This is a genomic window from Chondrinema litorale, assembly GCF_026250525.1.
Taxonomy (GTDB): domain Bacteria; phylum Bacteroidota; class Bacteroidia; order Cytophagales; family Flammeovirgaceae; genus Chondrinema; species Chondrinema litorale.
This window is the reverse complement of the sequence record NZ_CP111043.1, coordinates 2,551,567-2,564,239: the sequence shown is the minus strand read 5'-3', so window position 1 is coordinate 2,564,239 and position 12,673 is coordinate 2,551,567. Positions and strand designations below refer to the sequence as shown.

Below are 12,673 nucleotides of genomic sequence, written 5' to 3'. Positions count from 1 at the left end.
ATGATAAATTGAGAAACCTACCATATAAATCATCTGAGCTATTTCAAGTATTAGCGAATGGAGAATCTGTATCAAATATTAGGAGTTTCGGAGTCTGCCGGAATGGAAGAGATTAGAAAAGCCTACAAAAAATTAGCGGTTAAATATCATCCAGATAAAAACCCCGGAAATAGGGCTGCAGAAGAAATGTTTAAAAAGGTAAATAATGCTTACCAAATTCTTTCTGATATGCAGCAAAGAACTCATTACGATTTACTCAGAAATTATCAGCAATTCCAAAGCACAACTACCTATACAGATTATAACAATAAATATTCTCGCACTTACAGGCATGCTACATATGAAGAAAGACAAAGGCGTGCAGCAAATAATACTGCATCCTATTCAGAATCTTATGAAGATGAGCGTAAAAAAGTAGCCAGAGAAAGTATAACTATTGGGAGTATTTTAATTTTTGGCGTATTAATAATTGTGGGGGGCTATATGTTTATATCATCTTATCTTACTCATAAAAAACAAGAAGAGATTGATGCTCAAATTGCTTCTAGAATAGCCATTATTGAAAACTATTACGAAAAAGATGACTTTAGAGCAGCTTTCGAAGAGGCAGATATGCTTATTTCTGGCTGGCCCATCCACCCAGAAGCTAGAAACCTAAGAGAAAGACTTTTGGTCTCCTTAAATAAAAAAGCAGAAACAGCTTACAAAGAGTCACAATACGAAAAAGCGCTCGAATACTATTTGGTGCTGCAAGACTTTGATAAATACCTCGAAAAAGACTTTGAATTTAAAGTAGCCAAATGTTTTGTAGAGCAAAAACAATATGACCAAGCGGTTGACAGATTAAAGAAGATAATTGAGGAAAACCCTAATAATTTGCAAGCTTGGTGCGAAATAGGTAAAATACTAGGCAATGGTAAAAAAGATTATATTGAAGCTAGTAAATACATAGACTACGCAAAAAAGATGGCCATTACTTTCTATGAACAAAGGTATGGTAAAGCATATCCCATGATTGTTGAGCCAAGTACTTTATCGTCGGTACATTTCGAAATCTTCTACAATCGAGCCATCATACAAAAAGAAATGGGACACTTCTCAGAAGCCATTAAAGATTGTAGTTGGGCTTCATTTTTAAAAGAAAATAAAGGAGAAGTAGATTTTTTAAGAGCTGAATGTGAATATGCTTTAGGCAACTATCAGAATGCATGTAGTTTCGCCAGTAAAGCTGAGAGTAAAAATTACACCCAAGCTACAGAACTTAAAAATGTTTACTGTAATTAAACTTCCTCTCTTTAATTTTAAAAATAATTAATCTCATTTAAACTTTTTGATAATCCTTTATGGATTCACTAACACAGATTGTATTAGGAGCCGCTGTTGGAGAGGCTGTTTGTGGAAAAAAAATTGGAAACAAAGCCATGCTGTGGGGAGCAATTGCAGGAACTATTCCTGATCTGGATGTGCTCTTATCGCCTTTCCAAGATTTAGTTCAGTATTTAAGTAATCATAGAGCGTTTACCCATTCTTTTACATTTGCCATCCTCTTTTCGCCACTTTTTGCTTGGTTAATGACAAAGGCTTTTCCAAATTCAAAAGCAAACTATAGTGATTGGCTTTGGCTCTATTTTCTTGGATTTGTAACACATGCTCTTTTAGATACATTTACCACTTGGGGAACTCAATTATTTTACCCATTCAATAATTATGGTTTTGCTCTGTATAATATTTTTGTAATCGATCCATTTTATACAGTTCCATTTCTCTTATTCCTACTTATTGCGGCTTTTTATAAGAGGGATAATCCTAAAAGAAAGCTTTTTAATAACTTAGGTTTGATAATTAGTAGCCTCTATTTGTTTGTCTCATTGATTAATCAATACATTGCTTCTAAAGTATTTGAAGATGCACTCCACAAGCAAAATATAGCTTATACAGATTATATCAATAAAGCCACACCACTAAATATTATACTTTGGTCTCTAACAACCAAGACAGAAGATGGCTATTACTTTGCTTACTATTCCTTATTTGATGATACAGACGAAGTAAAGTTTGATTTTTACCCGGCAAACCATCATTTACTAGATAATTACAAAGACCATCCAAAAGTGAAAAGGTTATTAGAAATAACTAAGGGCTACTATACGGTTGAGAAATCTGATAATGAATTTATTATTAGAGATTTAAGGTTTGGCCAGTTTAATGGTTGGCAGAGAAATTCTTCTGGTGAGTTTGTTTTTGAATACCACATGGTTGACGAAGGAAATAATAACCTCACTTTTTATCAAAAAGATTATTCTTTTAAACCAGACAAAGAATACCTCACTGCATATTTCGAAAGAATAACTGGCAAGAATTAATTCGATTAGAATATCTTAAAGAAATTCTACACATGTCAAAACAAGCTTTTCTACTACTACTTCTACTACTTTTAAATACATTTAAACTATTTGCTCAAATCGATATAAGTGGAGAATGGAAAGGACTTGTTCGCCAGCATATAATGGGTTCTTTTACAGATTCACCTTATCAATTAGAAATAACACAAAACGGTAATCAAATTTCTGGTATAGCATACATTGAAGCCTCAGAATATCTTACCATTTATGCTAAAATGAGCTTTACAGGTAAAATAGTAGATGATAGTGTGTTTATTATTGAAGAGAAATTTTTAGAAGGAACTGATTTAAGCGATGCTGTTGGCTGGTGTATAAAGCATTTAAACCTCAAATATCAATTAGCAAAAACGGGATATCAGCTAAAGGGAGATTGGTCGGGATATGGAAACAGCAATGGTGAGCCTTGTAGACCGGGTTTGGTTTTAATGGAAAGAGAAACGGGCAAGTTTACTGGTATATTGCAAGATAGCATTACACAGGAATTACTTAGTTCAAAAATTTATGTGTATAACCTTACTAAAAAACAGAAGTTTGCCATTTTAGAAACTTACGAAGATGAAGGAGAATTTAAATTTTTTGCCGACTCTGCTGATACCTATCAACTTTTAATTACAGCGTCAGGCTATCACGACAAAGATTATTTTTTAAATACTAATGAAATTGGTTTATCTGATACTATAAAACTTAAACCAGTAAATACAGGAGACTTGATAGATGCAGGAAATGTACAATTTCAACAATCGAGTCCAATTATCTTGGATCAATCTCTACAAAAACTAAATAAACTTGCCAGATTTTTAAATGAAAATACTGATCTTAAAATAGAAATTTCGGGACATACTTCAAATGAAGGTGACCCTGAAAAAAACAAAGCACTCTCTTTAGAAAGAGCCAAAACTGTAGCTAATTACCTGATTCAAAAAGGAATAAATAAAGACAGACTTAGCATGCAGGGTTATGGCTCAGAAAGACCAATTGCAGATAATAATACGATTTTAGGAAAAAAGAAAAACAGAAGGGTGGAGTTTCGTGTATTATAATTAAAAATAATTCTACCCGATTTAGATTTTTTACTTTCAAGGCAGCTTAAATACTTCCTCACTGTGGTATTTTCAGAAGCTCTAACTATCTTAGCAATCGGTTTCATGAAATTTTTTATTAGCTCAATTCATTAATTTTATATGGATAATTCAATAGTAAATAAAGCGGCAGACAATATCAGAATTCTCTCAGCAGCGATGGTGGAGAAAGCAGGTTCCGGGCACCCAGGTGGCGCTATGGGAGGAGCAGACTTTATAAATATACTTTTCTCTGAGTTTTTGGTATTTGACCCTAAGAATCCTCACTGGCCTAACAGAGACAGATTTTTCTTAGATCCAGGACATATGTCTCCAATGTTGTACTCTTCACTTTCTTTATTAGGTGATTACAGCATGGAAGAACTTGAAAACTTTAGACAATGGGGAAGCCCAACTCCTGGTCACCCAGAAAAAGATGTTGAAAGAAGAGTTGAAAACACTTCAGGTCCATTAGGACAAGGACATACATTTGCAGTAGGAGCTGCAATTGCAGAGCGTTTTCTTGTAGAGCGTTTTGGTGAGTGGATGGCTCACAAAACATTTGCTTATATTTCTGATGGTGGTGTACAAGAAGAAATTTCTCAAGGTGCTGGTAGAACGGCTGGTTTCCTTGGTCTTGGCAACCTAACTATGTTCTTCGATTCAAACGACATTCAGCTTTCTTCTGAAACTAAAGATGTTGAAAACGAAGATACAGCAGCAAAATACGAAGCATGGGGATGGCATACGATCACTATAGATGGTAATGATGCTGATGCAATTAGAGCGGCATTAAAAGAATGTATAGCAGAAACTGACAAACCTTCTCTTATTATTGGTAAAACTACCATGGGTAAAGGTGCAGTTACTGAAAGTGGCGAATCTTTTGAAAGAAAAGTTTCTACTCATGGACAGCCTTTAGGTGCAGCAGGTGCTTCTCTTGGTAAAACTATTGCACATCTTGGTGGAGATCCTGAAAACCCATTCCAAATCTTTCCTGAAGTAGCAGATTACTACAAAGAAGTAATGGCTAAAAATGAGAAGATTGTAGCTGAGAAAAAAGCAGTGGAAGAGAAATGGGCAAGCGAGAACCCTGAGTTAAGCGAGAAGCTTAAAACTTTCCTTTCTGGTAAAGCTCCAGATATAGATTACGCCAGCATCATACAAAAAGAGAATATTGCAACTAGAGCATCTTCTTCAGCTGTTTTAGCGCACTTTGCAGATCATGTTGAAAATATGATTGTTTCTTCTGCAGATCTTTCTAACAGTGATAAAACTGATGGTTTCTTAAAGAAAACAACTTCATTTAAAAAAGGAGATTTCTCAGGTGCTTTCTTGCAAGCTGGTGTTTCTGAGTTAACTATGGCAGCAATTGCAAATGGTTTAGCGCTGCATGGTGGTGTTATTCCAGTTGTTGGTACTTTCTTCGTATTCTCAGATTACATGAAACCAGCATTTAGATTAGCAGCACTTATGGAATTGCCTGTTAAGTATGTTTGGACTCATGATGCATTTAGAGTTGGAGAAGATGGACCTACTCACCAACCTATTGAACAAGAAGCACAAGTTAGACTTCTAGAACACCTTAAAAACCACTCTGGTAATAATAGTTTCTTAGTTTTAAGACCAGCAGATGCTCCAGAAACTACAGTTTCATGGAAAATGGCAATGGAAAACACCAACTCTCCAACAGGTCTTATTCTTTCTAGACAAAACATTGTAAACCTTCCATCTGTTGATAAGTCAAGAGTTGAAGCTTCTAAAGAAGCTGAAAAAGGTGCTTACATTGTCGAAGCTGTTGAAGGAACTCCAGATATTGTATTTGTAGCAAGTGGTTCTGAAGTTGCAACTTTAGTAGAAGGTGCAGAAATTTTAAGAAAAGAGCATAATCTTAAAGTGCAAATTGTTTCTGCTCCATCAGAAGGGTTGTTCAGAAATCAAAGTATAGCTTATCAGAAGGAAGTTATTCCTGATAATGTTCCTGTATTCGGTTTAACTGCTGGTCTGCCTGTAACATTGAAAGGCTTAGTAGGACCTATAGGTGAAGTTTTCGGACTTGGACACTTCGGTTATTCTGCTCCTTATAAAGTGTTAGATGAAAAATTTGGGTATACTGATAAAAATGTAGTTGAAAAAGCTTTGGCATATCTTGAAACTTTTAAATAACAAATAGTATTTATACTGAAAATTGCTAAAACAAATAGAAAGTTTATGAAGAAGATCATTCAATTTTATGCCTTATCTTTAATCAGTTTATCTGTTATATTTTCATCTTGTTCAAAAACTGAAACTACTACTGCATCTTCTGACGAAAACTCAGATACAACCACTGCAGTAGCTGAGGAACCTGCTAAAGAAGAAATTCCTAGCCCTTTGAAAAAGGTTTCAGGTGAAGTTGATGGAGTTCAGGTAAATATGCAATATGGTTCACCAGGAGTTAAAGAGAGAAATATATGGGGAGATTTAGTGCCTTATAACGAAGTTTGGAGAACCGGAGCTAACGAAGCAACTTGGATCGAATTTGATAAAGATGTAACTATTGCCGGACAAAAAATCCCTAAAGGTAAATATGGACTGTTTACTATTCCAGCAGAATCAGAATGGACTGTTATTCTGAATAAAGTTTGGGATCAGTGGGGTGCATATGATTACGATGAAAAAGAGGATTTAGCTAGATTTAATGTAGTACCTCAAAAGTCTGGCTCAGCAAAAGAAAGAATGGAATTTTCTGTTGATGATGATGTTACTTTTGCTTGGGAAAATTTAACTTTCTCTTTTGATATCGAACCTGCAACTGAAGGATAACAACAGATATTTATTATAATAAAAAAAGATTCCATTTTCATGGAATCTTTTTTTATGCTCTTTATTTTACTATAAATCTTTCAAAAAATGGTTAAAAGTATCTCCTCTTAAACCAAGTCTTATAGTTTCTAATGGTATTACTTCATTTGGAGCTATGTTACCTAAATTAACATTAGCACCGAGTAACTTCACAAACCAAACTTGTTGCTCTTTTAAAGGAGCTTCCCAGATTATTTTTTCAAAAGGAATTTTAGTTAATATTTCATCAACTAAGCCAGACCTTACTTCTCCTGTAGCTCTAAATAAGCCAACGTTTCCTCCCTCTCTAGCTTCGCCTATTACTTTCCAGGCTCCAGCATCCATCTCTTTTTGCATAAGTTCTATCCACTTATATGGTGGAATGATTTTCTCAGCATCTTTAGAACCAACTTCAGACAAGACAGTAACTTGCTTTGACAAAACATTAATGTATTCGCACTTTTCTGTGTGGGATAAATCTATTGAACCATCCGATACTTCTGTAAAAGTCATATCGTACTTATCCAATAATTTCCTAAAATCTTCGAACTGATTTCTTATAATAAAAGCTTCAAACAGTGTACCTCCAAAATAAACAGGAATACCGGCATTCCTATATATTTCTAATTTTTCACTTAGTTTAGGATACACATAAGATGTAGCCCAACCAAGCTTAATAATATCAATGTACTCGCCTGAAGTTTCCACAAGATTTTCCGCTTCCCTCAAAGACAAACCTTTATCCATTACCATTGTAAAACCTGAATTTCTTGGTTTTGGGGTTCTTTCCGGAACTTTATCTAAATGAAAATTCATAGCATTAAGAAGAATTGATTGATTAGTATATTTTTATCTAGTAGGCAAATTTATACAAAAAGAAACTAGAAGTGAAAAAAATTAAATTTAGTCATAGAATACTTCAATTTAATCCTTGTAAAAATACAAAAGCCTGACCATTGATGGTCAGGCTTTTTACACTTCAAATATGACTTATTTGCATAAATTAGTCTTGGATCTGTCTTGTTCTGAAAGATTTTCTTGATGCAACTAAAGCATCGTATTCTTCCTGAGAACCAACTTTTACTTTTTGGAATCTTCTAACTCCAGTACCTGCTGGTATCAAGTGTCCTACAATTACGTTTTCTTTCAGTCCATTCAGCTCATCCATTTTACCTCTAATTGATGCTTCACTTAACACCTTAGTTGTTTCCTGGAATGACGCTGCAGATATAAAGCTCTTAGTATCTAGAGACGCTTGAGTAATACCTTGAAGGTTTGGTCTTGATACCGCTGGTTGAGCATCTCTTACTTTTACAAGTTTAAGATCTCTACGTTTCAAGCTTGAGTTTTCATCTCTAAGCTTTCTTGCAGTAACAATCATACCTGGCTTCATCACTTTAGACTCACCTCCGTCTACTACAACTTTCTTATCTAGAATGTTGTCGTTCGCTTCCATAAACTCGAATTTATCAACATTCTGGTTTGGAAGGAACATAGTATCACCACTATCTACAATCTGTACTTTCTGCATCATCTGACGAACAATTACTTCGATATGTTTGTCATTGATTTTTACACCTTGTAGTCTGTAAACGTCTTGTATTTCATTTACAAGGTACTCTTGTACAGCAGTAGGACCACTAATCGCTAGAATATCTGAAGGAGTAATAGCTCCATCAGAAAGAGGAGTACCAGCTCTTACAAAGTCATTCTCTTGTACAAGAATGTGCTTAGATAAGTTTACAAGATATCTTTTCTTGATTCCGTCTTTAGACTCAACAAAGATTTCTCTATTACCTCTCTTAATGTTACCGTAAGAAATTACACCGTCAATCTCACTAACTACTGCTGGATTAGATGGGTTTCTAGCTTCGAATAGCTCCGTTACCCTTGGAAGACCACCAGTAATATCTCTGTTTTTACTTACAGCACGAGGGATTTTTACAAGAATCTGACCTGCTTTCACTTTTTGGTTATCATCTACAGAAAGGTGAGCGTCAACAGGTATGTTACTACTTACCTTTGTGCCATCCTCTGCGGTGATATGAATTGCTGGGTTCTTAGTCTTATCTCTTGTTTCTGTGATTACTTTCTCTCTGTGGCCAGTCTGCTCATCATATTCTTCTCTGAAAGTAACACCTTCTTCGATAGCTTCGAATTCAGTTACACCATCAAACTGAGAAAGAATTACAGCGTTAAATGGATCCCAGAAACATATCTGATCACCTTTCTTCACTTTAGCACCAGCTTTAACTTTCAAATAAGCTCCATAAGGAACGTGAGTTGAAATTAAAACTCTCTTAGTAGCAGGGTCTATAATTTTAACCTCACAAGTTCTAGCCATTACCACTTCAAGGCTTTCTCCTTCTGGTGATTTAGATGGAAGAGATTTTAATTCTTCGAATTCAATTATTCCATCAAATTTAGCTCTAACAGAAGCATCAACCTCAATGTTAGAAGCTGTACCACCCACGTGGAATGTTCTTAGTGTAAGCTGAGTACCAGGCTCACCGATTGATTGTGCAGCAATTACACCGATAGCTTCACCATGGTGCACTAGGTTACCAGTAGAAAGGTTTCTACCATAGCACAATGCACACACACCGTTTCTACTCTCACAAGTAAGTACCGATCTAATTTCTACTGATTCTATTGATGTTTCATCATCTATTTGCTCAGCAATTTCTTCTGTAACAATACTTCCAGAAGCAACTACAAGCTCTTCAGTAAGAGGATCGTAAACATCGTGAACACTAACTCTACCTACAATTCTCTCTTTTAGTGGCTCAATTACATCTTCATTATCTTTTAATGCCTCAACTGTAATACCTCTAAGAGTTCCACAATCATGCTCAACAACTACTACGTCCTGAGCTACGTCAACAAGTCTTCTTGTTAAGTAACCAGCATCTGCAGTTTTCAATGCTGTATCTGCAAGACCTTTACGAGCACCGTGAGTTGAGATAAAGTACTCCAATACATCAAGACCTTCTTTAAAGTTTGAAATAATTGGGTTTTCAATAATCTCACCTACAGAACCTTGAAGGTTTTTCTGTGGTTTCGCCATCAATCCCCTCATACCACCAAGCTGTCTGATCTGCTCTCTAGAACCCCTAGCTCCAGAGTGCATCATCATATAAATAGAGTTAAAACCTTGTTGGTCAGTCTCCATTTTTGTCATCAGGGTAGATGTAAGCTTGTTGTTGATCTTAGTCCAGATATCAATTACCTGGTTGTATCTCTCATTATCAGTGATAAGACCCATTTGGTAGTTATTCCAAACTACATCAACATCAGCTTTAGCTTCTTCAATCATTTCTTCCTTCTGAACTGGAATTACAATATCATCCAAACCAAATGAAAGACCACCTAGATAAGCATTGCGGAAACCTAAATATTTTATATCATCGAGGAATTTAGCTGTTTTAGCCATACCCACAATTTTGAATACTCTTGCAATAATTTTCTGAAGTTGTTTCTTAGTAAGAAGTTCGTCAACATAACCTACTTCTTCAGGAACAAACTCATTAAATAATACTCTACCTGCAACAGTCTCTATAATTTTATCCTCAAGAAGACCCGTCTTGTCATCTCTTACTTTCGTTCTAACTTTTATGTTAGCGTGTTTAGAGATTCTTCTTTCGTTAAGAGCGATAACTACTTCGTCAGCTCCATAGAAAGTCATTCCTTCTCCTTCAATTGGATGTTCTTTAGTAGTCTTTCTTCCTTTAGAAAGGAAATATAAACCAAGTACCATATCCTGAGAAGGTACAGTAATTGGGCTACCGTTAGCAGGGTTAAGAATATTGTGTGATGCTAACATCAACAATGAAGCTTCTAGTACAGCCTCATGACCTAGTGGCACGTGTACCGCCATTTGGTCACCGTCAAAGTCAGCGTTGAATGCAGTACATACCAGTGGGTGTAACTGAATAGCTTTACCTTCAATTAGTTTTGGCTGGAATGCCTGAATACCAAGTCTGTGAAGCGTAGGAGCACGGTTTAGCAATACTGGATGTCCTTTCAGTACATTTTCAAGAATATCCCAGATAACCGGATCCTTACGGTCAACAATTTTCTTAGCAGATTTTACAGTTTTAACAATACCTCTTTCTATCAGTTTTCTGATAATGAAAGGTTTGAAAAGCTCTGCAGCCATATTTTTAGGAAGACCACACTCATGCAGTTTAAGTTCTGGACCTACTACGATTACAGATCTACCAGAGTAGTCAACCCTTTTACCAAGAAGGTTCTGACGGAAACGACCTTGTTTACCTTTAAGCATGTCACTTAAAGATTTCAACGGACGGTTACCATCTGCTCTTACTGCGTTTACTTTTCTTGAGTTATCGAAAAGTGAATCCACAGCTTCTTGTAGCATCCTTTTTTCATTTCTAAGGATTACTTCAGGAGCTTTAATATCTATAAGTCTCTTTAGACGGTTGTTTCTGATAATTACTCTTCTGTAAAGGTCATTAAGGTCAGAAGTAGCAAATCTACCACCATCCAAAGGCACTAGGGGACGAAGCTCTGGTGGAATTACCGGAACCATTCTAATGATCATCCACTCAGGTCTGTTCTCGATTCTTTCTCTTGCTTCTCTAAAAGCTTCAACTACTTTAAGTCTCTTAAGAGCTTCTGCTTTTCTTTGCTGAGAAGTATCGTTAGCAGCACTATCTCTTAAAGAGTAAGATAACTCATCAAGATTTAGTCTACCTAATAACATTTCAAGTGCTTCAGCACCCATTTTTGCGATAAACTTATCAGGGTTGTCATCATCTAATTGCTGATTTTCCCTTGGAAGTTTATCCAGAATATCTAAATATTCATCTTCTGTTAAATAATCCAGATAGTTAACACCATCATCAGCCTTAATACCAGACTGAATAACCACATATCTCTCATAGTAGATAATTTGGTCAAGTTTTTTACTAGGAAGACCTAACAAATAACCAATCTTGTTTGGCAAAGAGCGGAAATACCAGATATGTGCTACAGGTACTACTAATTGAATGTGACCCATTCTTTCCCTTCTTACTTTCTTCTCGGTCACTTCAACACCACATCTGTCACAGATGATCCCCTTATACCTAATCCTTTTATATTTCCCACAGTGACATTCCCAGTCTTTAACAGGACCAAATATTCTTTCACAGAATAGGCCGCCCATCTCAGGCTTATAAGTCCTGTAATTAATGGTTTCAGGCTGAGTAACTTCACCGTGTGAACTCTCTAAAATAGACTCAGGAGAGGCCAGACTTATGGTTACATTCGTAAAGTCGTTGTTGATTTTCTTATTTTTTCTGAACGCCATTTGAAGTGTAAGCTTTTTTGAACTTGCAAATATAGAGAATTAGAATTTATTTATGAATTTTACTTGTAGTTTTTATGAAATTTTTGTAATAGCCAAAGAGAATTTTTTTTCAAAGAGGCAGGATAAATAAATTCTACTATTGCTAATTGAAAAACCGGAGCGAAAAAGTGTAAAAAAATGTAGGGATTTTTCATCAAAATATTTCACGTTTAAATTTAAACATTTTCTGTATAAAAAAGTTTACTTTCACTTTGTTTTTTCTTAACCATACCCAAATTTTTTACGGAATATGAAAACATTCGAATTTGTAAAATATGAAATTGAAGAAAGAATTATCTATATCACCCTTAACAGACCAGAAAAAAGAAATGCTTTAAATCAAAAAGTAGTTAAGGAGTTAACTGAGGCATTTAACTTTGCAGCTCAAGACGAGAATGGAAAGGTAATTATTCTGAAGGCGAATGGCGATGTTTTTTGTGCTGGTGCAGACCTCGCCTATATTCAAGAGTTACAAAACTTTTCTTTTGAAGATAATCTGGATGACTCTACCAAGCTAAAAAATTTATTCCACCTTATATATACACACCCTAAAGTAGTAATTGCCCAAGTTGAAGGCCATGCAATAGCTGGAGGTTGCGGATTAGCTACAGTTTGCGATTTTATTTTTTCTGTGCCTGATGCAAAATTTGGCTATACTGAAGTAAAAATTGGATTTATACCCGCTTTGGTTTTAGTATTTCTACTGAGAAAAATTGGTGAAGCTAGAGCAAAAAGACTTTTACTTGCTGGTGATTTATTTACAGCAGAGGAACTACTAAGCACCGGGCTCTTTCATGGCTTATACGACAAGACAGAAATTGACCATGTAGTTTTTGCATTTGCACAAAAGCTTTGTGATAACAATTCTAGTATTTCTATGCAGCTTACAAAAGAAATGATAGCTAATGTTCAATCTATGGATTTACCTAATGCATTAAATTATGCAGCAAATATGAATGCAAAAGCAAGAGAGTCTGTTGATTGCCAAAAAGGGATTGCTGCATTTTTAAATAAAGACAAATTATCGTGGTAATTAA

8 protein-coding genes are annotated in these 12,673 nt (G+C 35.4%); 6 read left to right on the top strand and 2 right to left on the bottom strand.

The window, feature by feature from the left end; genetic code table 11:
- Nucleotides 1–57: 57 nt before the first annotated feature.
- The 5 genes from OQ292_RS10635 (at nucleotide 58) to OQ292_RS10615 (ending at nucleotide 6,265) form a co-directional block, all read left to right on the top strand.
- Entirely contained in the window at nucleotides 58–1,284 is a 1,227-nt protein-coding gene (locus OQ292_RS10635) for a J domain-containing protein (RefSeq protein WP_284682107.1), read from the top strand.
- A 59-nt stretch (nucleotides 1,285–1,343) separates the two neighbouring features.
- Entirely contained in the window at nucleotides 1,344–2,363 is a 1,020-nt protein-coding gene (locus OQ292_RS10630; RefSeq protein WP_284682106.1) for a metal-dependent hydrolase, read from the top strand.
- A 32-nt stretch (nucleotides 2,364–2,395) separates the two neighbouring features.
- Nucleotides 2,396–3,442, top strand: a complete 1,047-nt coding sequence (locus tag OQ292_RS10625) for an OmpA family protein (protein WP_284682105.1) — start codon at nucleotides 2,396–2,398, stop codon at nucleotides 3,440–3,442.
- 141 nt (nucleotides 3,443–3,583) lie between these two features.
- Entirely contained in the window at nucleotides 3,584–5,626 is a 2,043-nt protein-coding gene (locus OQ292_RS10620) for a transketolase family protein (protein ID WP_284682104.1), read from the top strand.
- 45 nt (nucleotides 5,627–5,671) lie between these two features.
- Nucleotides 5,672–6,265, top strand: a complete 594-nt coding sequence (locus tag OQ292_RS10615; RefSeq protein WP_284682103.1) for a DUF2911 domain-containing protein — start codon at nucleotides 5,672–5,674, stop codon at nucleotides 6,263–6,265.
- Nucleotides 6,266–6,334: 69 nt separating this feature from the next.
- On the opposite strand, the gene OQ292_RS10610 is transcribed toward OQ292_RS10615, so the two are convergent.
- Together OQ292_RS10610 and rpoC are read right to left on the bottom strand one after the other, a co-directional pair.
- Nucleotides 6,335–7,099, bottom strand: coding sequence for a phosphosulfolactate synthase (locus OQ292_RS10610; RefSeq protein WP_284682102.1), 765 nt, complete (start codon nucleotides 7,097–7,099; stop codon nucleotides 6,335–6,337).
- Between the two features lie 187 nt (nucleotides 7,100–7,286).
- Nucleotides 7,287–11,597, bottom strand: a complete 4,311-nt coding sequence (gene rpoC / locus OQ292_RS10605; protein WP_284682101.1) for a DNA-directed RNA polymerase subunit beta' — start codon at nucleotides 11,595–11,597, stop codon at nucleotides 7,287–7,289.
- 289 nt (nucleotides 11,598–11,886) lie between these two features.
- On the opposite strand from rpoC, the gene OQ292_RS10600 reads away from it, so the two are divergent.
- Nucleotides 11,887–12,669: an enoyl-CoA hydratase/isomerase family protein gene (locus OQ292_RS10600; RefSeq protein WP_284682100.1), complete on the top strand. Its 783-nt coding sequence runs from the start codon at nucleotides 11,887–11,889 to the stop codon at nucleotides 12,667–12,669.
- The last annotated feature ends 4 nt before the right edge of the window (nucleotides 12,670–12,673 follow it).